Consider the following 23,363-nt stretch of genomic DNA (forward strand, 5'->3'; position numbering starts at 1 on the left):
GTTGCACTACTCGTCGTCCGGGTCGGCCGGGACCGGGTCGCCGCCGCGGATCATGAACAGCACCGACTCCAGCTCCTCCGGCTTGATCAGCACGTCGCGGGCCTTCGAGCCCTCCGACGGGCCGACGATCCCCCGGCTCTCCAGCAGGTCCATCAGGCGCCCTGCCTTGGCGAACCCGACCCGCAGCTTGCGCTGCAGCATCGACGTCGAGCCGAACTGGGACGTCACGATCAGCTCCGCCGCCTGCAGCAGGACGTCCAGGTCGTCCCCGATGTCCGGGTCGATCTCCTTCTTCTCGCCGGCCTTCTGCGCGGTGACGCCGTCCTGGTAGTCCGGCTGCGCCTGCTCCTTGGCGTAGTTGACGACCGAGGAGATCTCCTCGTCGCCGACGAACGCGCCCTGGATGCGGACCGGCTTGCCGGCGCCCATCGGCAGGTAGAGCGCGTCGCCCATGCCGATCAGCTTCTCCGCGCCCGGCTGGTCGAGGATGACCCGGGAGTCGGTCAGCGACGACGTCGCGAAGGCCAGCCGTGACGGCACGTTCGTCTTGATCAGGCCGGTCACGACGTCGACCGACGGCCGCTGCGTGGCCAGGACCAGGTGGATGCCGGCGGCGCGGGCCTTCTGGGTGATCCGGACGATCGCGTCCTCGACGTCGCGCGGGGCGGTCATCATCAGGTCGGCGAGCTCGTCGACGATCGCCATGATGTACGGGTACGGCCGGTACTCGCGCTCGGACCCGGGCGGCGCGGTGATCTCGCCGGAGCGGACCTTCTTGTTGTAGTCGTCGATGTGCCGGACCTTGTTGACCTGCATGTCCTGGTAGCGCTGCTCCATCTCCTCCACCAGCCAGGCCAGCGCGGCGGCGGCCTTCTTCGGCTGGGTGATGATGGGCGTGATCAGGTGCGGGATGCCCTCGTACGGCGTCAGCTCGACCATCTTCGGGTCGATCAGGATCATCCGGCACTCGTCCGGCGTCGCCCGCGCGAGCAGCGACACCAGCATCGAGTTGACGAAGCTCGACTTACCGGAACCGGTGGACCCCGCAACCAGCAGGTGGGGCATCTTCGTCAGGTTCGCCGTGACGAAGTGGCCTTCGATGTCCTTCCCGAGGCCGATCACCATCGGGTGGTTGTCCTTGACCGTGGACGGCGCGCGCAGGACGTCGCCGAGGCGGACCATCTCGCGGTCGGAGTTCGGCACCTCGATGCCGACGGCCGACTTGCCCGGGATCGGCGCCAGCAGCCGGACGTTGTCGGTCGCCACCGCGTAGGCGATGTTCTTGGTCAGCGCGGTGATCTTCTCGACCTTCACGCCCGGGCCGAGCTCGACCTCGTACCGGGTGACCGTCGGGCCGCGGGTGAAGCCGGTGACCTGCGCGTCGACGTTGAACTGCTCCAGCACGCCGGTGATCGCCTCGATCATGGCGTCGTTGGCCTTGCTGCGGGACTTCGGCGCGTCGCCGAGCTTCAGCAGGTCGGGGGGCGGGAGCTGGTAGTCGCCTTCGACGGTCCGCGTGACGGCGAGCGGCGGTTCCGGGGCCTTCTTCGGCTTCTTCTCGGGCACCTCGACCGGTTTGGGCACGGCCTTGGGGGGCTTGATCGGCGTCGGCACCTCGGCCAGCGCGGCGTCGAGGTCGAGCTGCTCGGGGTTCGCGTCGGCGGCCTGGCGGCGGCGCGACGGCTTGCGCAGGCGCGCGGACTTCGGGTCGGCCTCGGTGACGGCGTCCTCGTCGGTGGCGAACCCGGACTTCTGCTCCGCCTCGGCGATCTCTTCCTCGTCGAGGCCCCAGTTGCGCAGCCGGTGCGGGATCTCGCGGACCGGGGTGCCGGTGAACACGAGCACGCCGAAGACCAGCGCGAGGATAAGGATCGGCACGGCGACCCAGGTGGTGACGCCCATGGTCAGCAGGCCGCCGGAGAAGGCGCCGATGATGCCGCCGGCGTACATCCGGCCGTCGTTCGTGTCCGGGAGCGCGGTGAAGATGTGCAGCATCCCGAGCACGGACAGCACGACCATGATCGTGCCGATCACCATCCGCGGCCGCGTCTCGGGGTGCGGCTCGGACCGCATCAGCGCGACGCCCACGACGACGAGGACCAGGGGAAGCGTCACGGCCCCGGCACCGAGGACGGACCGCGTGGCGATCTCGACGCCGGCTCCGATCGGCCCGGCGGCCCGCCACCAGACCCCGACGGCCGCGACGATGGCCAGGGCGATCAGCCCGAGCGCGACCCCGTCGCGGCGGTGTTCGGGCTCGAGCTCGCGGGTGCGGCCGACGGTCCTGGCCAGTGTGCCGATGCCCTTGGCCAGCAGGTTCCAGGTGCCGCGCACGCCCTTCCCGAAGATCCCGGGCGTCTTGCGGCGCGAGCGGGGGGCCGGCTTGCGAGCGGAGGACGTACGTGGCTTCGCGGGTGTACGCGGCTTGCGCGCCGCTGCCCCCTTCGCGCCGCTGCCCGTGCTTCGCTTCCTTGTCGCCGACCCAGCCATGCCTTCAACGGTAACCGGCCGTGGCCGTTCGTCCCATGCGCCACTCTCAGCGCAGGGTGAACTTCTGCCTCACACGCCGGCGCGAGAGGCCATCCGGGTGAACGCCCCAAGGCGGCCTTGGGTGCGTTCAACGCACCGAAGGCCGGCTTGGGTGCGTTGAACGCACCGAAGGCCACATTGGGGCGCCGGCGGTGACCATGCACGTCCGGGTGAATCCGGCGTCTGCCATGCTCTGCCCCATGGTCGCGCTGCACTCCGACAACACCGCTCGCCGGGCCCCCGCCATCTGGCGGACCATGCTGAACCTCGACCGGGGGCTGGTGAACCTCGTCGGACGGCTGACCATCAGCGGGCGGATCCCGGCCCAGCTGCGCGGCAAGCCGCTGTTGATGGCCGCCAACCACATCGGCGTGTTCGACGCGTTCGTGCTGATGGCGGCGTGCAAGCGGATCGGCATCAACCCGCGGTTCATGCTGGCCGGCGGCATCCTGGACGCCCCGGTCATCGGGCCGGCGCTGCGGGTCAGCGGCCACCTGCGGATCGACCGGAAGGTCGCCGCGACCGCCGTCGGGCAGTTCACCGAGGCCGTCGAAGCGCTCAAGACCACGCGCGAGCCGATCATCGTCTACCCGGAGGGCCGGATCAGCCACGACCCGGGCCTGTGGCCGGAGCGCGGCAAGACCGGCGCGGCGCGGCTGGCGCTGGCGGCGGGCGTGCCGGTGATCCCGATCAGCCAGTGGGGCGCGCACGAGGCCGTGTACTGGGGCACCGAGACCGTCTCGGGCCCGGCCGACCTGGTCCCGCTCGCCCGCTCCGGGCTCAGCGCTCCTCTGCGCCGGCCGAGGTTCCGGGTGCACTTCGGCGACCCCGTCGACCTGTCGGACATCGAGGCCGAGCGCCCGGGCGCCGGCGTGCGCGCGCACGCGAAGATCATGCAGGCGATCACCGACGGCCTCGTCCCGCTGCGCGCGGGCGAGCTCGACCGGCCGCGCTTCCACGACCCGACGCGGCCGACCGACACCGTCAGCCCGTGGAAGCCCCAGTCCGGATTCTGAGACGCCGCCAAGGGTGGCCCTAGAGTCGGCGAAGTGAGCACACGGATACTCGTCGTCTACTACAGCTCGACCGGGAACACCGCTGCCCTCGCCGAGTCCCTCGCCGCGGGGGCCCGTGAGACCGGTGCCGAGGTGCGGGTCCGGACCGTGCGGGAAACCGTGCCCGCCGAGGCCATCGCGCAGAACCCGCGCTGGCAGGCGTGGATCGACTCGGGCCCGCACCACGCACTGGCCACGCTCGAGGACCTCGGGTGGGCCGACGGCCTCGCCGTCGGCAGCCCGACCCGGTTCGGCGGCCCCGCGGCGCAGCTGAAGTCCTATTTGGACAGCACGGGTGGGTTGTGGGCGCAGGGGAAGCTGGCCGACAAGGTCGCGACGTCGTTCACGACGGCGTCCACCCGGCACGGCGGCCTGGAGTCGACGCTGCTGGCGATCAACAACGTCTTCTACCACTGGGGCGCGATCGTGGTCCCGCTCGGCTACACCGACCCGCACCTGATGGAGTCCGGCAACCCGTACGGCGGCTCGTTCGTGTCCCGCAAGTCGGCGGCACCGGACGAGCTCGCCCTCGGCGCCCTGCGCATCCAGGGACGGCGGCTCGCGACGATCACGACGCACGTCGCGACCGGCTTGAAGCGGACCGAGTAACCGGAAAAACCGTTTCGGCAGTGACGCGGCGGGCCCTACAGTCGCGGTGGTGACCACCGAGCTGCCCGTCCTCGCACCTCCCCGGGTCGCCCACCGCGGCCGCGGGACCACGCTCGTCCTGCTCGCCGCGCTGTTCTTCAGCACGTCGGGCACGCTGGGCAAGTCCGCGATGTCCGCCGGCTTCAGCCCGGAGCAGGTGGCCGCGATGCGGATCGGGCTGGCCGGGACCGTGCTGCTCGCCGGGGTGGCGCTGGTCGCGCCGCGGAAGCTGCGGGTGCGCCGGGCCGAGCTCCCGGTGCTGGCCGGCTACGGCCTGCTCGGCGTCGCCGGCGTGCAGCTGCTGTACTTCGTCGCCGCGGGCCGGATCCCCGTCGGCATCGCGATCCTGCTGGAGTTCATCTCGCCGGTGCTGATCGCGCTGTGGGTGCGGTTCGTGCGGCGGCACCGGCTGCCGCGGTCGGTGTGGGGCGGCATCGCGCTGGCCATGGTCGGGCTGTCGCTGGTCGCCCAGGTCTGGCAGGGCGTCACGCTGAACGGCCTCGGGCTGCTGGCCGGCCTCGGCGCGGCGCTGTGCTCGGCCGGGTACTTCCTGCTCGGTGAGCGCGCGGTGGCCGACATCGACCCGCTGGGCCTGGTCACCTGGGGCATGGTGATCGGCGCGGTGCTGATCAGCCTCGTCGCGCCGCCGTGGACGTGGCCGGTCGGCCTGCTTTCCGTGGACGTCGAGTTCGGCGCCTGGCACCCGCCGGTGTGGCTGCTGATGGTCCTGCTGGTCCTGGTCGCGACGGTGCTCGCCTACGTCTGCGGGATCTCGTCGCTGCGGCACCTGCCCGCGTCGGTCGCGAGCGTGCTCGGGCTGGTCGAGCCGGTGATCACCACCGTCGCGGCGTGGGCACTGATCGGCGAGGAGCTGACCTGGCCGCAGCTGCTCGGCTCGGCCATCCTGCTGGCCGGCGCGTACCTGGTGCAGCGGAAGTCGGCGATCCTGACGAGCTGAGCTTGCGCAAATTCTTCACCGGACGGCTCTCGGGTGCGAGAATCCCGCGATCCGCGCTCATCCGGGGAGGAAGCACCGTGACGACCGCCAAGACCCAGGGGCTGCGGCCCGAACTACGCCAGCGGCACGTCCGGATGATCGCCCTCGGCGGCATCATCGGCGCGAGCCTGTTCATCGGCAGTGGTGCGGTGATCCACACCGTGGGCCCCGCGGCCGTGCTCTCGTACGCGCTGGGCGGGCTGCTCGTCGTGCTCGTCATGCGGATGCTCGGCGAGATGGCGACGGCGGCGCCGTCGCTCGGCTCGTTCATGGAATACGCGCGGGAGTCGCTCGGCGGCTGGGCGGGCTTCACGATCGGCTGGCTGTACTGGTACTTCTGGGTCGGCGTGGTCGCGTTCGAAGCCGTGGCCGGCGCGAAGATCCTGCAGGGCTGGATTCCCGGCGTGCCGCAGTGGGTGTTCTCGCTGGCGCTGATGCTGCTGCTGACGGCGACGAACCTGGCGTCGGCGCGGTCGTTCGGCGAGACGGAGTTCTGGCTGGCGTCGATCAAGGTCGCCACCATCGTCGTGTTCCTGGTGCTGGGCCTGCTGTTCGTGCTCGGGCTCTGGCCGGGCGCGCACTTCTCGGTGGGCAACGCCGGCCTCGACGGCTTCGTCGCGAACGGCGGCTTCTCGGTCGTCCACGGCGTGGTGATCGTGATCTTCTCCTACTTCGGCGCGGAGATCGTCACGATCGCGGCGGCGGAGTCGAGCGAGCCGGAGACGGCGGTCCGCAAGGCGACGTCGACGATCGTCTGGCGCGTGATCGTGTTCTACGTCGGCTCGGTCGCGCTGCTGGTGATGATCACCCCGTGGCGCGAGGTCCCGAGCGAGACGAGCCCGTTCGCGGCGGCGTTCGGCCGCTTCGGCGTCCCGGCGGCGACGACGATCGTGTCGGCGGTGGTGCTGACGGCGGCGCTGTCGGTGCTGAATTCGGGGCTGTACACGGCATCCCGGATGTTGTTCGCGCTGCGCCGCCACGGCTGGGCCCCGGCGTGGGTGGCGGACACGAACCGGCGCGGCGTGCCGTGGAAGGCGATCCTGGTGTCCACTTCGGTCGGTTACGTGGCGGTGGTGATGAGCTACGTGTCCCCCGACAAGATCTTCTACTTCATCATCAACTCGGCGGGCGCGGTGGCGTTGTTCGTGTACGCCATCATCTGCGGCTCGCAGCTGCGGATGCGGCGGCGGCTGGAGTCCGAGGCGCCGGAGACGCTGAAGCTGCGGATGTGGGGCTACCCGTGGCTGAGCTGGCTGACTTTGGCTTTGACGCTGGTCGTGGTGGCGTCGATGCTGTTCGTGGACGAAGACACGCGGGCGCAGCTGTACCTGAGCCTGATCAGCCTGGCCGTGATCTTGGCGGTCTACGCCCTCATCCGCCGGCGATCCGGCCACGCACCGGTGGAACCCACGAACCACTGACCCGAGTGTCGCGCCCTGCTTTCGAATCCGACACGACACGGCAACTTCGGCGTTCAACGCGGCTCCATTCAGTAACAGGCCACCGCCCTCGACGTTGGTAGACGGCAACTGCGAGCTGACGAGGGGCCGACCATGGAGAAACCGCGAAGACCGAATCGAAGACACGTCAAAGTCGAGAATGATCCTTTCCGTTCGCCCTACCAGCGAGACCGCGACCGGGTGCTGTATTCGTCGGCGTTCCGCCGGCTGTCCGGCGTGGCCCAGGTAGCCGCGGTGAACGAACAGCGAGTTCTGCACAACCGCCTCACACACAGCCTGAAAGTGGCCCAGCTCGGCCGCCGGCTGGTCCAGCAACTGAAACACGACGAACCCGCGGAAGCCCGGGAAATCCGGAAGCTGGCGGGAATCAAAGCCGATGTCGTGGAGACGGCGGGACTCATCCACGACATCGGGCATCCGCCGTTCGGTCACATCGCCGAACCGGTCCTCGACGCATGTCTGCGCCGCGTCGACGGATTGGAAGGATTCGAAGGCAACGCCCAGTCGTTCCGGATCGTCACGAAGCTCGCCAGGCGGAGAACCGAACATCCGGGCTTGGACCTCACCCGGGCGACCCTCGACGCGATGCTCAAGTACCCCCGCCCGAGACCGATGTCCGTCGACGATCCCTTCGCCGCCCCGCCGTGGACGGACCGCGGATTCGGCAGCAAGTGGGGAACGTATGCGAGCGAGCTGACAGATTTCCGGTGGGCGAGGACGGGAGCACGTGCCGGGCTCAGGTCGGCCAACGCCATCCTCATGGACTGGGCCGACGACATCACCTACGCGACCCATGACATCGAGGACTACTTCCGAGCCGGGCTGATCCCCCTGCACGACCTGCGGCGGGACCGCGCTCGGATCGCCAAGCACGCCCACCGCCGGCTGGACGGAATGGCGGACTTCGAACCGGCCGAGTTCGACGCCGCGCTGAGCAACGTCATCACCAAGTTCACGCAGGGAATCACCTCATCGTGCTGGGATACGCGACAGAACCGTTCCGCGATGAACGCGATAACGACGAGGAATCTCACCGAGTGCGTCGGCGCGGTCTCCTTGGTGACCGAGCCCCCGTACGTGACAGTGGATCCACACTGCCAGTACCTGGTCGAAGCGCTGAAGGAGCTCACCTGGTTCTACGTCATCGACAGACCGTCGTTGGCAGTGATGCAGAAAGGGCAGAAGCACATCGTCCAATCCCTCTACGACCGGCTCCGCGATTGCCTGGCCGATTCACCGAAGAGCCCTCGGTTGCCGATCCAGCTTCGCTCGATCTACCAAGGCCTGGGACAAGACGCGGACTTCATGTCCACTTACCCGCGGTCTTCGGAAGCACGGGAAGCAAAGGCCGTTGTCGACTACATCTGCGTGCTGACCGAGGCGCAGGCCATCGACCTGGACGAGAGGTTGGGCGGCCGTTCCCATGGTTCGATGTTCGGGGCATGGTTCAGCTAGCCGCCGGCGATCCGGCTCAGCGCCCCGAAGAACACGTCCGTGATCTTCGCCGGGTCCGGGGCCACGAACGCTTGACCACCCGTCGCCGCGGTCAGCTGGTCCAGTTCCGGCTTGTCCGCGTCCGGGCCGATGCCCACCCCGATCAGCGGGATCGGGCGGCGGGGGTCCTGCAGCTTCGCCAGCTCCGTCAGCAGGTCCGCGCGGGAAATCCCGTGCGGGTCCTCGTTCCTGCCGTCGGTCAGGACGATCACCAGGTTGAGCCGGCCCGGCTCCCACTCGCGGCGCGCGGTGCGGTACGTGTCCAGCACGCTGTCGTACAGCCCCGTTCCGCCGTTCGGCGTCGCCGTCACCTGGGCGAGCTTGTCGAGCGCGCCGCTCGCCAGGTGCTGCGCCACCGGGGCCATCGGCAGCAGCTCGCGGTAGTCCTTGTCGCCGTCCAGCCGGGTCGAAAACGCCAGCATCCGCAGCTGGGTCGTGGGCTTGAACAGGTGCAGTGCCTTCGCCGTCGCCTGCATCGAGAGCTGCATCCGGTTCAGCCCGGTCCCCGGCACCTGCGCGTTCATCGACCCCGAGACGTCGACGAGCACCTGCACCCGCGCACTCAGGTTGATCCCGGCCCACTGGTTGAGCAGGTCGTCGACGGCCGTGGCGGGCGGCAGGTTCGCGGCCCGGAACCCGGACGCCGACACCCGCGGGTCGTCGGCGTGCTCGCGCAGCGCCTGGCCGCCCGCCGCGCGCAGGCCGGTCTTCGCGATGGCGTCCGCGCCCGCGTCGCCGAGCACCGCGTCCCGCAGCGCGTCGACGATCGGCCGCTGCTGCGGCGTGATCCCGCCCAGCTCCGCGAACGGGTAGTCCAATGTGGGCACCGCGGCGGAGTAGACGGCGACGAGCGGCGACGTCGCGTCCTCGATGTTGTGGCGCAGCAAGGAGTTCTCCGACGCGGGGAACGCTGTCACCGCGGCCGTGCCGCCGGTGCCGCTCGATCCCGGCAGCCGCGCGATCAGGTCCGTCTCCGCGCCGAGCGTGTTGGCCGAGAACCGCCGCAACAGCGCGACGTACGCGGCTGCGGGCTCGGCAGCCGCCTTGACGCTCTCCTTCAACCCGAGCAACGCCACCGCGCCGACCGAGTCACGCGCCGGGTCGGGCATCCCCGGGACGGCACCCTGCGCGCCCAGGACCTCGGCCCAGGTGGGCGCGTGCTCGGGCCAGCCGATGCCCTTCGCGACGTCCTCGGCGACGGCCAGCACGACCGGCGAGCTGGCCATCGACGCCCCGGACTCGGGGACGTCGGCCGCGCCGAACTGGTGGGCGCGGCGCAGCGCGAGGGTCGAGTCCGGCACCCACACCTGCGGCCGGGGGCTGCCGTCGGACATGGCGAGCTCCTCGGCCGCGGCCGTCGCGTCCCTGGTCTGGACCTCGATGCTGCCGCACCGGAGGTCGAGACCACGCGCGACGAGCGAGAGCGCGGGCGCGATGTCGGCGGACGCGGTGACGAGAACTTTCGCCGGCTGCTCGCACGTGGGGCGGGACTTCACCACCGAGACGGTGATCCACGCCGCGGCCCCGAGGACGACCACGAGAGAAGTCGCGAGGGCGGGCACGAGCAGCCGGCGTCGTCCGTCCGGCGAGTGACGTCCCATCGGCACGGCCTCTCTTCCCGAGGCGGGATCGGATCAAGGTTAGTCCCCGGCGAAGCGGCAGTTCGTGGTCCAGACGGCGTAACAGGCGACTCATCCCCGGGAGGGATGCGGACCGTCCCGGAGTGGGATGTCCGCGGCCGCTTCGCGCGCGACACTGGGAACCTGACCGCTTGGGGGTACGCATGACACCGACACGAGCCGACCAGCGCCGGGCGCGCCGGGCCCTGCTCCGCCAGACCGTCACCGTGGCGACAGCGCTCGTCCTCGCCAAGATGACCCGCTGAAAGCCGTGAAGGCCACCTCGACCGAGGTGGCCTTCACCGGCCGACGCGAATCGATTTCCCGTCGGCGTTCCGCAAAACGCCGTGAATCGCCGCCCGCGCTGCGGAATTCGAATGCTTCCGGCCCGGGTAATCCGTTCGGATACATCTTGCGCAACGGAGCCTTTCGGCTCTTTTCGCGGCCGCGACCACGCGCCATCGTCGGGACCCCCGACCAAGGAGGCTGGTTGCATGGAACGCTTGTCCCGGACGGCCACCGCTTTCGCGCTGGCCGTCGCGTTGTCGCTCGCGGGCTCGGCAGGCCCGGCGTTCGCGGAGGAAGCCGGACCCGAGACTTCGCCCTCGACATCGGCCGATTCCGCACCGGCCGCGGACCGGCCCCCGGTTCCGGCCCCGGCCGGAGCCGCGAAACCCACCGAATCCCCGAAGGTCACCGAATCCCGGAAACCGGCCGAATCGACGGAGCCCGCCGAATCCCGGAAACCGACCGGATCGGCAAGACCCGGCGCGACGTCGAGCTCCGCCGAGCCTTCGTCGCGGCCCCACCCCACACCGACGACGGACTCGGCACAGTCTTCGTCCGCCACCCCGCCCGAAACGACGCCGACGGCGCCGGCCCAGCCCGACCTCCGGCTCACCGTGGTGCTCGACCGGCCGTCCTACGGGCCGGAAGACCTCGTGGTCGCCCGGGCGACGATCGTCAACGCGGGCACCGGCGCCGCGACCGGCGTGAACCTGACTTCGGTCGACAACCTGAGCTACCACCTGTGGGACGGCTTCACCGGCGGGAGCGTTTCGCTCGCGCCGGGCGAGTCGATCGAGAGCGTCACCGGGGCGTACGTGGCGGACGTGACCGGGGACGCGGTGCGGCTGGCGGTCGAGGTGACTTCCGCCGAACCGGACGCGAACCCCGCCGACAACGCGGTCACGGTCACCGCGCCCCTCACGGTGGTGCGCGGCGGATTCACCGGCATCGCTTACGGCGACCGGAACTGGAACCACGTGCCCGACCCCGGCGAAGCGCTCGCCGGGCTCCGCGTCTACGCCTCCGGCGGCACCCCGAACGGCTTCGTCGAAACGGTGACCGACGCCGAGGGCCGATTCGCCTTCCACGACCTGCTCGCCGGTTCCTGGCAGGTGTACGGGGACTCACCCGACTGGACCTTCACCGGCAGCCCGGTGGAGGTGGACGGCACGCAGGAGCCCGAGGTCGCGGTGCGGGGCCAGTACGACGTCACCGGGTGGCTGTCGGGCTCCGCCCGGTTCGCCGCGCCGACCTACGCCGTCGGTGACACGGCCCGGATGACCATCACGCTGGCCAACGCGGGCCGCGGCCCGCTGCCCGGCTTGACCGCGACGTCCTGCTCGACCAGTTCGAACGGGACCGTCGCGACGGGCGAGCTGGATCCGTCGGGCCCCGGCGTCACCGTCCCGGCCGGAGCCTCGCGGTCGGTCGAGGTCACGGTCCCGGTCGACGCCGCGGCGGCGAACGCCGGCTACCTGGAGGCCCGCTGCTGGATCGGATCGTCGGAGCCCTACACGGGGATCCAGGTGACCGCGACGACCCGGATCCCCGGCGCCCGCGCGGCCAAGTCGGTCGGGATCCTGCTCACCCGGCTGCCCTCGTGCTCCTGCCGGCCGCTGTACCGGGCGGTGCCCGACGTCACGGTGTACCTGCGCAACCAGGTGACCGGGGCGATCGTGGCCAGGGCCGTGACGGACGCGAACGGGTACTTCGCCTTCTTCGACGTTCCCGCGGACCGCTACGACCTCGGGCTCGTCGGCCCTTGGCGGGGACTCGGCGGCTCGACGCCGGTCTTCCCGGTGCGCGGCGGGGACGACGGATCCGGGTCGGCTTACACCGTCGTGGTGGAGCCCGGCCCGGACCAGCCCGACCCGGACGCTGTGCCGGCCCCGCCGGCTGGGGGCAACGGAGCCGTGCCGGCCCCACCGGCCTCAGCGGCCGGGTCCGCGCATCCCGTGCTCGCGCAGGCGCACACGCTGGCGTCGACCGGCACGAACGTCGGCTGGCTGGCGCTGGGCGGCTTCGCGACCTTCCTCGTCGGCGCGGCGCTGGTGCTCGGCACCCGGCGGCGATCGGTGTGAGGAATCCGCCGGACCGGCCGCGGCGGCCGGTCCGGCGGGACAGCGCCCGCTCGCGCCGAGATGACCGCTGAACGCCGTGAAGGCCACCTTGACGAACTCAAGGTGGCCTTCACGAACTCGGGACGAGACTAGACCGGGATGACCGTCGGGACGATCATCGGGCGGCGGCGGTACGTGTCGGCCACCCAGCGGCCGACCACCCGGCGGACCGCCTGCGCGATCCGGTGGGTGTCGGTGATGCCTTCGGACTCCGTGCGCGCCAGCTCCATCTCCACCAGCGGCACGACGGCGTCGAGGGCCTTCGGGTCGTCGGAGAAGCCGCGCCCGGACACCGTGGGGCTGCTGACCGGGCGGCCCGTGCTGGAGTCCACCGCGACGCTGATCGAGATGAACCCGCCCTCACCGAGGACCAGCCGGTCCGACAGGGTCGACTCGCCGACGTCGCCGACCGAGAGGCCGTCGACGTAGACGTGCCCGACCTCGACGCGGCCGGTGCGGGACGCCTTGCCGTCGACCAGGTCGACGACCACGCCGTCCTCGGCGATCACCACGTTGTCCGGCGCGACGCCGGTGCGGATCGCCAGCTCGCCGTTCGCGCGCAGGTGCTTCCACTCGCCGTGGACCGGCATGACGTTGCTCGGCCGCACCGCGTTGTACAGGTAGAGCAGTTCCCCCGCCGACGCGTGGCCGGAGACGTGCACCTTGGCGTTGCCCTGGTGGACGACGTTCGCGCCGAGCCGGGTCAGGCCGTTGACCACGCCGAACACCGCGGTCTCGTTGCCCGGGATCATCGAGCTGGCCAGCACGACCGTGTCACCCGCGCGGATCGAGATCTGCCGGTGCTCGCCGCGCGCCATCCGCGACAGCGCCGAGAGCGGCTCGCCCTGGGAGCCCGTCGAGACGAACAGGACCTTGCTCTCCGGCAGGGTGCTCGCCTGGTCGAGGTCGACCAGCAGGCCGTCCGGCACGTTGAGCAGGCCCAGCTCGGCCGCGATGCCCATGTTGCGGACCATCGACCGGCCGACGAACGCGATCCGGCGGCCGTGCCGCTGCGCGGCGTCCAGCACCTGCTGCACGCGGTGCACGTGGCTGGCGAAGCAGGCCACGATCACGCGCTGGTCGACGCGGCGGATGACGTCGTCGAGGACCGGGCCGATGTCGCGCTCCGGCATGACGAACCCGGGCACCTCGGCGTTGGTCGAGTCGACGCAGAACAGGTCGACGCCCTCGTCGCCGAGCCGGGAGAAGCCGGCCAGGTCGGTGAGGCGCCCGTCCAGCGGGAGCTGGTCGAGCTTGATGTCGCCGGTGTGCAGCACGACGCCCGCCGGGGTGCGGATGGCGACGGCCAGCGCGTCCGGGATGGAGTGGTTGACCGCGAAGAACTCGAGGTTGAACACGCCGACGTCACGGCGCTCGCCCTCGCGGACCTGGATCAGCTTGGGCCGCTGCCGGTGCTCCTTGGCCTTCGCCGCGAGCAGGGCGTTGGTGAACTTCGAGCCGTAGATCGGCAGGTCCGGCCGCAGGCGCAGGAGGAACGGGACGGCACCGATGTGGTCCTCATGCCCATGGGTGAGCACCAGGCCTTCGATGTCGTCGAGGCGGTCCTCGATCGCGCGGAAGTCGGGCAGGATCAGGTCGACGCCGGGCTGGTCGTCCTCGGGGAAGAGCACCCCGCAGTCGACGATGAGCAGCCGGCCGGCGTACTCGAAGACGGTCATGTTGCGCCCGACCTCGCCGATACCGCCCAGCGCGACTACGCGCAGGGCCCCGGCGGGCAGTTCGGGCGGGGCGTTGGTGGGGCCTGGACCTGGGGGAAGTGAGCTCACCGAGGCAGGGTCCCAACGCTGGTGTGCGAGGTCGGCGCCACGTAGGCGGCCCTCGAATCTGCTTGTGCCACCCGCTCACCATGCCAGTCCTGGGCCGCCGTGTCGCCCAGCGGCACGCCGCCCTGGCCCAGATCACCGGCGATCAGGGCGATCTGCTCGGCGGTCGGCGCGACGATCGGCAGCCGCGGCTCGCCGGCGTCGAAGCCGCGCAGCCGCAGCGCCGCCTTGCTGAACGCCACCCCGCCGACCCGCGACATCGCGCGCAGCACCGGCAGCATGCCGCGGTGGTTGGTGCGCGCGGTGGACGTGTCGCCGTTCTCGTAGGCGTCGATCATCGCGCGGATCCGGCCGGCGACGACGTGACCGATCACACTCACCACACCGGTGCCGCCGACGGAGATCCAGGGCAGGTTCAGCCCGTCGTCCCCGGAGTAGTAGGCGAGGTGGGTGTTGGCGATGACCTCGGAGCCGGCGATCAGGTCGCCCTTGGCGTCCTTGACCGCGACGATCCGCGGGTGCTCGGCCAGCCGCAGCAGCGTGTCGACCTCGATCGGCACGACCGAGCGCGGCGGGATGTCGTAGAGCATCACCGGCAGCCCGGTGCTGTCGGCGACCGCCGTGAAGTGCGCGTACAGGCCGGCTTGGCTCGGCCGCGAGTAGTACGGGGTGACGACCAGCAGGCCGTGCGCACCGGCCGCTTCGGCCTGCTTCGCCTGCTCGATGCTGTGTGCCGTGTTGTTGGTGCCCGCGCCGGACACGACGGTCGCGCGGTCGCCGACGGCCTCGACCACGGCGCGGATGAGCTCCTGCTTCTCCGCGTCGCTCGTGGTCGGGCTCTCGCCGGTGGTGCCGTTGATGACGAGGCCGTCGTTCCCCAGCTCCACGAGGTGCTCGGCCAGCTCCTGCGCCCGCTTCAGGTCCAGCGCGCCCGCGGCGTCGAAGGGGGTGACCATCGCGGTGAGCACGCGCCCGAAGGGCCTTCCGGGCGCGGCGGTAGGTGGGTTGGACATGCTGAGACGGTACCCCGTCACGCGTGCGAAAACCGCGCCGACCTGGTCACGTCCGGCGAAGTGCGGAGGATTTCCGGGACCCGGCCGCTCGTCGCGGAACTTCTACTTGACCTTGGTCACGATCGGGGCGGAGATCGGGCCGCCGTCGGCCTTGGCCAGCACGCAGTAGAACTCGCGCGTCGGATACTCGCCGCTCTCGGCCGGGACGCTCTGCCACTGCGCCTGCGTCGGCACGAGCGCCCGGTAGGTGAGGCCGTCGCGCCTGGTCTCGGGGACGATCGACGAGCGGAACGAAGCCGCGCAGCGGGCTTCGGCGGCGGCGGTGACGGCGGGCAGGCCCGGGTAGGCGGCGACCGTCGCGTCGCTGTCGGACCAGTTCGTGGTGCCGATGACGTCCCCGCTGTCGTAGATCTCGAGGGTGTGGCTTTCCTTGCAGTCGCCGTCGTTCGCGTCGCTGATGACGCCGCCGTCCTGGACCGGGGCGTTGTAGCAGAGGTAGCTCGAACTGGCGTCGACCTGCATCTGCCCGCCGACGCCGAAGGTCATCGTCGGCAGCTTCTGCTCGTCGGCGGCCGGGGCCTCGAACGCCTTGCCCGCGAAGAACCCGCCGACCAGGGCGGCCACGACCAGGACCGCGGCGGCCGAGAGCCGCAGAGCGCGGTGGTCCTTCTTCGGCGGCTGGGGCGCGACCCGCGTCATCGGGTTGACCATGGCGGTGCCGCCCGGCGGGGTGGGCCGCATGCCCTGCGCCGTGGTCAGCAGGTTCTGCGCCTGGGCGGCGGTGAGGCGCGCGTCGGGGTTGGCGACGAGCAGGCCGAGGATGGCCGCGGCGATCGGGCCCTGGCCGCGGGTCAGGTACGGGATCTCGGTCATGATCGCGTGCAGCGTCGCGGCGGTGGTCGCGCGCTCGAACGGGATCGAGCCTTCGACGGCGAAGAACAGCGTCGCGCCGAGGGACCACAGGTCGGACGCGGGCAGCGCTTCCCGGCCTTCGACGCGCTCCGGCGCCATGAACGCGGGCGAGCCGACGATCATGCCGCTGGTGGTCAGCCGCGGGTCGTCGACGGCGTGGGCGATGCCGAAGTCGGTGAGCTTCACGCGGCCGTCCGGCGCGACGAGGATGTTCGCCGGCTTGACGTCCCGGTGCACGATCCCGGCGGCGTGCGCGGCCTGCAGCGCGGCCAGCACCCGCTCCCCCAGTTGCGCCGCCTGCGCGGAGGGCATCGGGCCACGCTGCCGGACGAGGTCGGCGAGGCTCGGGGCTTCGACGAGCTCCATCACGATGAAGGTGGTGCCGCCGTCGGTGACGACGTCGTAGACGGTGACGACGGCGGGGTCGTTGAGCCGCCCGCCGGTGCGCACCTCGCGCAGCGCGCGTTCGGAGAAGACGGCGGCGGACTCGGCGTCGGGCAGCCGCAGCTCCTTGACGGCGACCTGGCGGCCGATGACCTGGTCCTGCGCCCGCCAGACGACACCCATGCCACCCCGGCCGAGCTCACCGAGCAGGGCGTAACGGCCGGCGACAACCCGCTGACCAGGCGTGACGGGCGCCTGTGGTGGGTACGGCCGGGTCTGTTCGTCGGTCACGGTGCTCCTTCAAGCGGCGGTCGCGCAGATGCTAGTCGGACCGTCGCGAGCCGCCGGAGGTTCCGCGGATTTCGTGACTCGGCGGGGTTCAGCGGGACGAGCCGTAGGCCTCGCCGCGGTACGGGATCCACCGGTAGCCGGGAGCGAAGTCGCTGAACGCGGCGCGCTTGCCGGTCGCGGTCCAGATGTCTTCGCTGACCACCAGGCCCGGGAACTTCGTCAGGTCGCTCTCGGCCATCAGCTCGTCGTACGTGCGGAACGCGCCGGTCTCGGCCCCGGCCCGCGCGTAGCGGTAGACCGGCGGTGCCGTGCGGAGCAGCCAGTAGAGCCGGCGGGCGGCGGCCGTCACGGCCGTCGCGTCCTCGGCGGACTCGATCCTCTTCTCGCCGAGTTCCTCGGGCGCGATTCCGCACCACCAGCAGCCGCCGCCGTCGGAGAAGATGCGGGACGGGAAACCCCGGAAGTGGCGTGCGAGGTCCCGGGCGTGGGTCTCCCGCCCACCGCATTCGGCGTTGAGGGCGAAGATCCAGGCCATGGCCGAGGCCTCTCTGCTCGTGGGCTCAGCCCGTGAAGGTGAGGTAGATCAGCACCAGGTTGAGCGCGATGATCACCACCGCGATCAGTGACGCCGCGATGGTCGTCAGCCTGCGGTTGGCGTCCGCCCCCATCAGATCACGGTCGGCCGTCAGCCGGATCAGGGGCACCAGCGCGAACGGGATCCCGAACGACAGGACCACCTGCGAGACGACCAGGGCGGTACTCGGATCGGCGCCGAGGGCGAGCACCACGATCGCCGGGGCGAGCGTCACGAGACGGCGTACGACCAGCGGAATCCGCTTGTGCAGCAACCCCTGCATGATCATCGCGCCCGCGTACGCGCCCACCGACGTCGACGCCAGGCCCGAGGCCAGCAGGCCGATCGCGAACATCAGCGCGATCCCCGGGCCGAGGGCCGCCGCGACCGCGCTGTGCGCGCCCTCGATGCTGTCGACGCCGTCCTGGCCCTGGAGGTTCGTCGCGGCGAGCAGCAGCATCCCGAGGTTCACCGCGCCGGCCAGCAGCATCGCGAGGCCGACGTCGGCGCGGGTGACGCGCAGCAGCCGACGGCGGGTCGTGACGTCCGGGCGGCCGTGCCGGTCGCGGACCAGGCCGGAGTGCAGGTAGACGGCGTGCGGCATGACCGTCGCGCCCAGCATCGCGGCGGCGATGAGGATGCTGCCGGAGCCGTCGAACTTCGGCACGAGCCCGCCGAGCGTGCCCGACGCCGACGGCGGCTCGACGAACAGGCTGGCCAGGAAGCCGACCGCGATGACCAGCAGCAGGCCGGTGACGACGCGCTCGAACGTCCGCTGGCCGCCGCGGTCCTGGACCGCCAGCAGCGTCAGCGAAACCGCGCCGGTGATCAGGCCGCCGACGACGAGCGGCAGGTCGAACAGCAGGTACAGGGCGATGGCGCCGCCGACGACCTCGGCGAGGTCGGTGGCGATGGCGACGACCTCGGCCTGCAGCCAGTAGGCCAGCCGCGCGGGCCGCGACAGCCGGGCGCGCAGGGCCTCCGGCAGCGACATCCCGCTGACCAGGCCGAGCTTCGCCGACAGGTACTGCACGAGCACGGCCATCAGGTTCGCCGCGACGATCACCCACACCAGCAGGTAGCCGTAGCGGGCGCCGGCACTGATGTTGGACGCGACGTTCCCCGGGTCGACGTAGGCGATCGCGGCGACGAACGCCGGGCCCAGCAGGGCCGACCCGGTGCGCAGGCGCGACGCGAGTCTCGGCCGGACAGCCTCGGTGACCGCCATGGCGCCTGCCTCTCGAACCGGATATCGGGGACCCAAACACGAAGTTTAGGCACGCCGAACTTTCCTTGACAAGAGTGACGGCTCCCACCCCCAGCCCCCGGAAAGCCGTGAAGGCCTCCTTACCGGCTCTTATGGCCGGCAAGGAGGCCTTCACGGCTTTGGAGTCAGGGGTGCGCGACTTCGTGGCCGGACTCGCGCAGCGCCTTCACCGCGTGGCCGAGGTCGGTGGCGCGGACCAGGATGTGGTCGGTGTCGAAGGTGGACATCGAGAACAGCGCGACCCCGGCCGCGGCCAGCTCCGATGCCAGCGCGGCGATGATGCCGGTGAGCGTGAACTCCAGCGGCCCGCGGACCGAGAGCAGCCGCCAGCCGTCCTCCGCCGTGCCGCCGGACGGTTCTCGCCCGGCCGGGCAGATCACGGACAGCTCCTCGGGCGTCCGGGTCACCGAGACGAACGCGGGCTCGCCGGGAGCGAGCAGCTCGGCGGGCACCGGGGCGTCCGCGGGCAGCCGCACGACGGCGTACTCACCGGGCCGGACATCGATCGCAAGACGCTTCATCAGCCTTCGAACACCTTCGGGCTCGTAGCGATCTCGGTGCCGTCCGGCAGCGTCGAGATGGTGAAGTCGGCGAACACGTTCGCCGCGGCCTTCTGCAGGTGCCGCAGGCACTCCACGGCCAGTTCGCGGATCTCGACGTCGGCGTGCTCGGTGGCGCGCATCGCGACGAAGTGGCGCCACGCCCGGTAGTTCCCGGTGACGACGATGCGGGTCTCGGTCGCGTTCGGCAGCACGGCCCGTGCGGCCTGGCGAGCCTGCTTCCGGCGCAGGGTCGCGCTCGGGACGTCGGCGAACTTCTCTTCGAGGCCGGCCAGGAGCTCGGTGTAGGCGTCGACGCTCGCCTGGGCCGCGGCGAGGAACTTCTCGTGCAGCACGGGGTCGTTCGCGATGACGTCCGGCTCGACGATCTCGGCGTCGCGCTCGGGCACGTACCGCTGGGAGAGCTGCGAGTACGAGAAGTGGCGGTGCCGGATCAGCTCGTGGGTCAGGGAGCGTGAGATGCCGGTGATGTAGAAGGTCACCGAACCGTGCTCCAGCACCGAAAGGTGGCCGACGTCGATGATGTGCTCGAGGTAGCCGGCGTTGGTCGCGGTGGCGGGGTTCGGCTTCTTCCAGGACTGGTAGCAGGCGCGGCCGGCGAACTCGGCGAGCGCCTCGCCGCCTTCCGCGTCGGTCGTCCACGGGACGTCCGCGGGCGGGAAGAACTCCGTCTTCGCGATCAGCTGCACCCTCGGTGACACGGTTTCGGCCACGTCCGCACTTCCTTCCGCAGGCTCACCCGGAAGCCTAACCGCGTGAGGGCGCCCACTCCCGGGGGACACGTGACGGCATGGCCTCCTTGACTGACGCCACTAATGACGTCATAGTGGTGTCATGGACCTGACGCCGTACATCGCCAACCTTCGCGAGGACCTCGCGAACACGGCTGCCGCCGGGGACGAGCAGACCCGGCGGGCGGCCGCACTGCTGTCCTCCGCGCTCGAACCCGCCGTCCGCCTGACGCTGATGAACGCCCTCGCCGACCTCGCTGCCGAGGTCACAGCCGCTTTGCCCGGCCAGGTGGTCGACGTGCGACTGGACGGCCGGGACGTTCGCGTGGTCGTGACGGGGGCGGCCGAAGAGGCGCCGCCACGCGCGACACCACGTGACACCACGCCGCCGCCACCGATCGACGGCGGTGACATCTCGCGCATCACGCTGCGCCTGGTCGAGCAGATCAAGGGCCAGGCGGAGCGGGCGGCGCAGGCGCAGGGCGTCTCGCTGAACACGTTCGTCTCCCAGGCCGTCCAGGGAGCGCTGGGGCACGGCTCGCTCGGCGGGGGCCCCAAGCACCACGGCAAGGGCGAACGGCCCGGGTCGCACCTGCACGGCTGGGTAGAAGGCTGAGGGGATCGAAGATGAGTGACGAAGAGACGACACCGGCCGAAGAAACGGCCACTCCCGCCGAAGAACCCGCTGCTCAGGCCGAGGAGACGGACAACGAGCTGGTGCGGATCGACGAGTTCGAGACCGACGTCCCGCTGGAGCTCGACATCGGCGTGACGATCGGCCGCGTCGAGGTCGTCCTGGAAGGCGACTCCGGTGCCCGCGTCGAGCTGCGGCACGACCAGGGCGAACAGCAGCCGTGGGTCGCGGGGGTCAACAGCCTGCTGTCCTGGGTCGGCGAGCGCTTCGGCGACCAGCTCGGCGTCGACCCGTCGGGGGCGAACCCCGCCGAGGCGGTGCGGCAGAGCCGGATCGAGAAGCTGGGCAACCGCCTGGTCGTCCAGGCGCCGAAGGCGTGGCAGCTGCGCAACGTCGCGCTCGCGGTGACCGTGCGCGCCCCGGCGGGCTCGCACGTCGAGGTGCGGGCCGGCGCGGCGGACGTCACCGTGACCGGCTCGGCCGGGCGGGTGGACCTGCTGACCGGCTCCGGCGAGGTCAAGCTCGACCGCGCCGACGGCTCGGCGACGATCCGCACCGGCAGCGGCGGCATCAAGCTCGGCCCGACGCTCGGCGGGCTGCAGCTGCGCAGCGGCAGCGGCCACGTCGAGGCGTCGTCGATCGCGGGCTCCGCGACGCTGGCCACCGGCACCGGCGACGTCTGGCTGGGCGCGGTGTCGGGCGAGGTGATGGCCCGCACGGGCAGCGGCGACCTGTCGGTGGCCGACGCGGCGTCGGGCACGCTCGACCTGATCACCGGCTCCGGCGAGGTCCGCGTCGGCATCCGCGGCGGCACGGCCGCCGAGGTCGACCTGACCTCCAGCGGCGGCAAGGTGTCCAGCGAGCTGGACGTCGCCGACAGCGCCCCCGAGGGTGGCGTGAAGCTGAAGGTGCGGGCCCGCACGGGCTCCGGCAACGCCGTGGTGACGCGCGCGGCCGGCTGATGAAAAGGGGGGTGACGGGCCGTTCCCGGTGGGGGTTTTTCGGGAACGGCCCGTTTCTTCGCGTTCGCCCGGTCCGGCGGAGGTTTCCGACCGGGGCCGGCTCAGGCGCCCCAGGCACCCAATGTGGCGTTCGGTGCGCCCCACGCACCCAATGCGGCGTTCGGTGCGCCCCACGCACCCAACGCCGCATTGGGGCGCTTCAGCGCACCAGCTTCTTCAGGGCCGGAGCCAGGTCTCCGCGGGTACCCACCGCCACGCCGGACAAGCCCAGCCACTCCGCCATGTGCCGCAGCTCCGCCGCCAGCTCCGGGAGCACCAGCGCCACGTCCACGCCCTCCTCGGCGAACGCTCCCTGGACCCGCAGCACCCCCGCCGCGCGGTCGGACTTCAGGTCCACTCGCGCGACCAGCGAACCGTCGAGCAGGAACGGGAACACGTAGTACCCGTACACGCGCTTCGGCTCCGGGACGTAGATCTCGATGCGGTAGCGGAATCCGAACAGCCGCTCCGTGCGGGCGCGTTCCCAGATCAGCGGGTCGAACGGGCACAGCAGCGCCCTCCCCGTCACCGCGCGGGGGGTGCGAGCCTCCACGTGGCGGTAGGCCGCCGCCTTCCAGCCGCGGACCGCCACCGGCTCCAGGACGCCCGACTCCACCAGCTCCGCCACCGCCCGGCGCGCCGGGGCCGGGCCGAGGCGGTAGTAGTCGCGCAGGTCCGTCTCCGTCGCCACGCCGAGCGCCCGCGCCGAACGCTCGATCAGGCCCCGCGCGCCTTCCTCCGCAGAGACCGACCGGGACAGGATCTCCGGCGGGACCACTCGCTCGGTGAGGTCGTAGAGCCGTTCGAACGAGCGGCGCGTGCCGGTGGTCAGCTGGCCGATGCCGAACAGGTACTCGCAGACGCGCTTGACCTCCGAGCGCTCCCACCACGAGCCCGGGCCGCGCCGCTGCGCGTCCGCCTCGACCTCGCGCTCGATGCCGCCCGCGCCGATCGGGCCCAGCTCCTTGACGACCGACAGGATCTCCTCGACCAGCCCCGGCGACTTCTCGATCAGCGGCCCGTAGTGCTTCCACCAGCCGTCGCGCTTCGCGCCGGAGCGGATCAGCGGCCAGTCCTCGATCGGGAGCAGGCTGGCCTCGTGCGCCCACGTCTCGACCATCATCCGGGGCCGCTTCGCCGAGTGCGACCACGCCGCGTCGTCCACCAGCGCGGGCTCGTACGCGCCGAGCCGCGAGAACACCGGCATGTAGTGCGCCCGGACGGCGACGTTCACCGAGTCCAGCTGCAGCAGCTGGACTCTCGAGAGCACGCGTTTCAGGTGCCGCCGGGACGGTTCGCCGGAGGGACGCGGGTCGCTGAAGCCCTGCGCGGCCAGGAAGGTCTTCCGGGCCGTCGCCACACTGATCGTTTGCATGGTGCTGTCATGGTGCCACCCACCACCGACAAAAACGCGCACCGCTATCTTCAGCACCTATGAGCGACGCCGCCGTCCGCCCCGCCGACCTGTCCGACGCCGCGGAGATCGCCCGCCTCCAGCGCGACACCTGGCACGCCGCCTACGAGGACCTCCTCGGCAAGAACGCCCTGGCCGAGCTGGACGCCGCCGACCTCGTCGGCACCTGGACCGAGACGATCGACTACCCGGGCAGCCAGGTCTACGTCGCCACCGAAGGCGAGTTCACCGTCGGGTTCTGCGTGGCGGGCCGCGCCCCCGAAGGCGAGGTCGCCGCCGCCGACGGCAGCCTGCCCGACGACGCCGTCGCCACCGGCCTGATCGCCACCCTGCTCGTCGAGCCGCGGTGGGGACGGCGCGGGCACGCCGGACGGCTACTCGCGACGGCCGCCGCGGGCCTGCGGGCCGATGGCGCCGGCCGCGGTATCGCCTGGGTCGCCCAGGGCGACCACGCCTCCCTCGGCTTCTACCGCCGGGCCGGCTGGAACCCCGACGGCACGGTCCGCACCCTCGACACCGGCGACCGCATGGTCCGCGAGGTCCGCCTCACCGGCACCCTCGACCTCGCGCTCGCCTGAGTCGCGGAAG

19 protein-coding genes are annotated in these 23,363 nt (G+C 71.4%); 9 read left to right on the forward strand and 10 right to left on the reverse strand.

From position 1 onward, the window contains the following. Positions 1-6: 6 nt before the first annotated feature. Positions 7-2,490 (reverse strand): DNA translocase FtsK, encoded by a 2,484-nt coding sequence (locus tag QRX60_RS48405; RefSeq protein WP_285998198.1) that lies wholly within the window; start codon positions 2,488-2,490, stop codon positions 7-9. Positions 2,491-2,729: 239 nt separating this feature from the next. Here QRX60_RS48405 and QRX60_RS48410 point away from each other — a divergent pair, with 239 nt between their 5' ends. The 5 genes from QRX60_RS48410 to QRX60_RS48430 all read left to right on the forward strand — a co-directional run bounded on the left by QRX60_RS48410 (position 2,730) and on the right by QRX60_RS48430 (position 8,144). Beyond that, positions 2,730-3,545: a lysophospholipid acyltransferase family protein gene (locus QRX60_RS48410; RefSeq protein WP_285998199.1), complete on the forward strand. Its 816-nt coding sequence runs from the start codon at positions 2,730-2,732 to the stop codon at positions 3,543-3,545. A 33-nt stretch (positions 3,546-3,578) separates the two neighbouring features. Continuing rightward, on the forward strand, positions 3,579-4,193 hold the full coding sequence (gene wrbA, locus QRX60_RS48415) for an NAD(P)H:quinone oxidoreductase (RefSeq protein WP_285998200.1): 615 nt from the start codon (positions 3,579-3,581) through the stop codon (positions 4,191-4,193). A gap of 49 nt (positions 4,194-4,242) precedes the next feature. After that, entirely contained in the window at positions 4,243-5,190 is a 948-nt protein-coding gene (locus tag QRX60_RS48420) for an EamA family transporter (protein WP_285998201.1), read from the forward strand. Positions 5,191-5,324: 134 nt separating this feature from the next. Further along, complete coding sequence (locus tag QRX60_RS48425; protein ID WP_286003855.1) at positions 5,325-6,650, forward strand: amino acid permease; 1,326 nt, start codon at positions 5,325-5,327, stop codon at positions 6,648-6,650. 132 nt (positions 6,651-6,782) lie between these two features. Next, positions 6,783-8,144, forward strand: a complete 1,362-nt coding sequence (locus tag QRX60_RS48430) for a deoxyguanosinetriphosphate triphosphohydrolase family protein (RefSeq protein WP_285998202.1) — start codon at positions 6,783-6,785, stop codon at positions 8,142-8,144. On the opposite strand, the gene QRX60_RS48435 is transcribed toward QRX60_RS48430, so the two are convergent. Then, positions 8,141-9,784, reverse strand: a complete 1,644-nt coding sequence (locus QRX60_RS48435; RefSeq protein WP_286003856.1) for a VWA domain-containing protein — start codon at positions 9,782-9,784, stop codon at positions 8,141-8,143. The two genes, QRX60_RS48430 and QRX60_RS48435, sit on opposite strands and share 4 nt — an antisense overlap. A gap of 512 nt (positions 9,785-10,296) precedes the next feature. On the opposite strand from QRX60_RS48435, the gene QRX60_RS48440 reads away from it, so the two are divergent. Then, on the forward strand, positions 10,297-12,171 hold the full coding sequence (locus QRX60_RS48440) for an LPXTG cell wall anchor domain-containing protein (RefSeq protein ID WP_285998203.1): 1,875 nt from the start codon (positions 10,297-10,299) through the stop codon (positions 12,169-12,171). A gap of 128 nt (positions 12,172-12,299) precedes the next feature. On the opposite strand, the gene QRX60_RS48445 is transcribed toward QRX60_RS48440, so the two are convergent. The 7 genes from QRX60_RS48445 to thyX all read right to left on the reverse strand — a co-directional run bounded on the left by QRX60_RS48445 (position 12,300) and on the right by thyX (position 19,708). Then, positions 12,300-13,997 carry a ribonuclease J gene (locus QRX60_RS48445; RefSeq protein WP_285998204.1) on the reverse strand — a complete coding sequence of 566 codons (1,698 nt, stop codon included), beginning with the start codon at positions 13,995-13,997 and terminating at the stop codon, positions 12,300-12,302. Then, a complete protein-coding gene (gene dapA / locus QRX60_RS48450) occupies positions 13,994-15,007 on the reverse strand; it encodes a 4-hydroxy-tetrahydrodipicolinate synthase (protein WP_285998205.1) in 1,014 nt (337 codons plus the stop codon). The genes QRX60_RS48445 and dapA overlap by 4 nt, the downstream gene beginning before the upstream one ends. A 102-nt stretch (positions 15,008-15,109) precedes the next feature. After that, positions 15,110-16,594: a serine/threonine-protein kinase gene (locus tag QRX60_RS48455; protein WP_285998206.1), complete on the reverse strand. Its 1,485-nt coding sequence runs from the start codon at positions 16,592-16,594 to the stop codon at positions 15,110-15,112. A gap of 88 nt (positions 16,595-16,682) precedes the next feature. Next, positions 16,683-17,129, reverse strand: a complete 447-nt coding sequence (locus QRX60_RS48460; protein ID WP_285998207.1) for a hypothetical protein — start codon at positions 17,127-17,129, stop codon at positions 16,683-16,685. A 25-nt stretch (positions 17,130-17,154) separates the two neighbouring features. Then, on the reverse strand, positions 17,155-18,396 hold the full coding sequence (locus tag QRX60_RS48465; protein WP_285998208.1) for an Nramp family divalent metal transporter: 1,242 nt from the start codon (positions 18,394-18,396) through the stop codon (positions 17,155-17,157). A gap of 164 nt (positions 18,397-18,560) precedes the next feature. Next, positions 18,561-18,956, reverse strand: coding sequence for an ACT domain-containing protein (locus QRX60_RS48470; RefSeq protein WP_285998209.1), 396 nt, complete (start codon positions 18,954-18,956; stop codon positions 18,561-18,563). Further along, positions 18,956-19,708: an FAD-dependent thymidylate synthase gene (gene thyX / locus QRX60_RS48475; RefSeq protein WP_285998210.1), complete on the reverse strand. Its 753-nt coding sequence runs from the start codon at positions 19,706-19,708 to the stop codon at positions 18,956-18,958. Before thyX ends, QRX60_RS48470 begins: the two co-directional genes overlap by 1 nt. Positions 19,709-19,829: 121 nt before the next feature. Between thyX and QRX60_RS48480 the strand changes: the two genes are divergently transcribed. Both QRX60_RS48480 and QRX60_RS48485 read left to right on the forward strand, forming a co-directional pair. Further along, positions 19,830-20,342: a toxin-antitoxin system HicB family antitoxin gene (locus QRX60_RS48480; protein ID WP_285998211.1), complete on the forward strand. Its 513-nt coding sequence runs from the start codon at positions 19,830-19,832 to the stop codon at positions 20,340-20,342. An 11-nt stretch (positions 20,343-20,353) separates the two neighbouring features. After that, positions 20,354-21,322 carry a DUF4097 family beta strand repeat-containing protein gene (locus QRX60_RS48485; RefSeq protein ID WP_285998212.1) on the forward strand — a complete coding sequence of 323 codons (969 nt, stop codon included), beginning with the start codon at positions 20,354-20,356 and terminating at the stop codon, positions 21,320-21,322. 199 nt (positions 21,323-21,521) lie between these two features. On the opposite strand, the gene QRX60_RS48490 is transcribed toward QRX60_RS48485, so the two are convergent. Next, positions 21,522-22,736 carry a winged helix-turn-helix domain-containing protein gene (locus tag QRX60_RS48490; RefSeq protein WP_285998213.1) on the reverse strand — a complete coding sequence of 405 codons (1,215 nt, stop codon included), beginning with the start codon at positions 22,734-22,736 and terminating at the stop codon, positions 21,522-21,524. A 59-nt stretch (positions 22,737-22,795) separates the two neighbouring features. Here QRX60_RS48490 and QRX60_RS48495 point away from each other — a divergent pair, with 59 nt between their 5' ends. Then, positions 22,796-23,353, forward strand: a complete 558-nt coding sequence (locus QRX60_RS48495; protein ID WP_285998214.1) for a GNAT family N-acetyltransferase — start codon at positions 22,796-22,798, stop codon at positions 23,351-23,353. The last annotated feature ends 10 nt before the right edge of the window (positions 23,354-23,363 follow it).

This window comes from Amycolatopsis mongoliensis (assembly GCF_030285665.1).
GTDB lineage: Bacteria > Actinomycetota > Actinomycetes > Mycobacteriales > Pseudonocardiaceae > Amycolatopsis > Amycolatopsis mongoliensis.

What these genes read in the sequence shown, in the direction of transcription:
- QRX60_RS48405 (WP_285998198.1), bottom strand. Translation starts at nt 2,490, where the DNA reads ATGGCTGGGTCGGCGACAAGGAAGCGAAGCACGGGCAGCGGCGCGAAG.
- QRX60_RS48410 (WP_285998199.1), top strand. Translation starts at nt 2,730, where the DNA reads ATGGTCGCGCTGCACTCCGACAACACCGCTCGCCGGGCCCCCGCCATC.
- QRX60_RS48425 (WP_286003855.1), top strand. Translation starts at nt 5,325, where the DNA reads ATGATCGCCCTCGGCGGCATCATCGGCGCGAGCCTGTTCATCGGCAGT.
- QRX60_RS48430 (WP_285998202.1), top strand. Translation starts at nt 6,783, where the DNA reads ATGGAGAAACCGCGAAGACCGAATCGAAGACACGTCAAAGTCGAGAAT.
- QRX60_RS48435 (WP_286003856.1), bottom strand. Translation starts at nt 9,784, where the DNA reads ATGGGACGTCACTCGCCGGACGGACGACGCCGGCTGCTCGTGCCCGCC.
- QRX60_RS48440 (WP_285998203.1), top strand. Translation starts at nt 10,297, where the DNA reads ATGGAACGCTTGTCCCGGACGGCCACCGCTTTCGCGCTGGCCGTCGCG.
- dapA (WP_285998205.1), bottom strand. Translation starts at nt 15,007, where the DNA reads ATGTCCAACCCACCTACCGCCGCGCCCGGAAGGCCCTTCGGGCGCGTG.
- QRX60_RS48460 (WP_285998207.1), bottom strand. Translation starts at nt 17,129, where the DNA reads ATGGCCTGGATCTTCGCCCTCAACGCCGAATGCGGTGGGCGGGAGACC.
- QRX60_RS48465 (WP_285998208.1), bottom strand. Translation starts at nt 18,396, where the DNA reads ATGGCGGTCACCGAGGCTGTCCGGCCGAGACTCGCGTCGCGCCTGCGC.
- QRX60_RS48470 (WP_285998209.1), bottom strand. Translation starts at nt 18,956, where the DNA reads ATGAAGCGTCTTGCGATCGATGTCCGGCCCGGTGAGTACGCCGTCGTG.
- QRX60_RS48480 (WP_285998211.1), top strand. Translation starts at nt 19,830, where the DNA reads ATGGACCTGACGCCGTACATCGCCAACCTTCGCGAGGACCTCGCGAAC.
- QRX60_RS48485 (WP_285998212.1), top strand. Translation starts at nt 20,354, where the DNA reads ATGAGTGACGAAGAGACGACACCGGCCGAAGAAACGGCCACTCCCGCC.
- QRX60_RS48490 (WP_285998213.1), bottom strand. Translation starts at nt 22,736, where the DNA reads ATGCAAACGATCAGTGTGGCGACGGCCCGGAAGACCTTCCTGGCCGCG.
- QRX60_RS48495 (WP_285998214.1), top strand. Translation starts at nt 22,796, where the DNA reads ATGAGCGACGCCGCCGTCCGCCCCGCCGACCTGTCCGACGCCGCGGAG.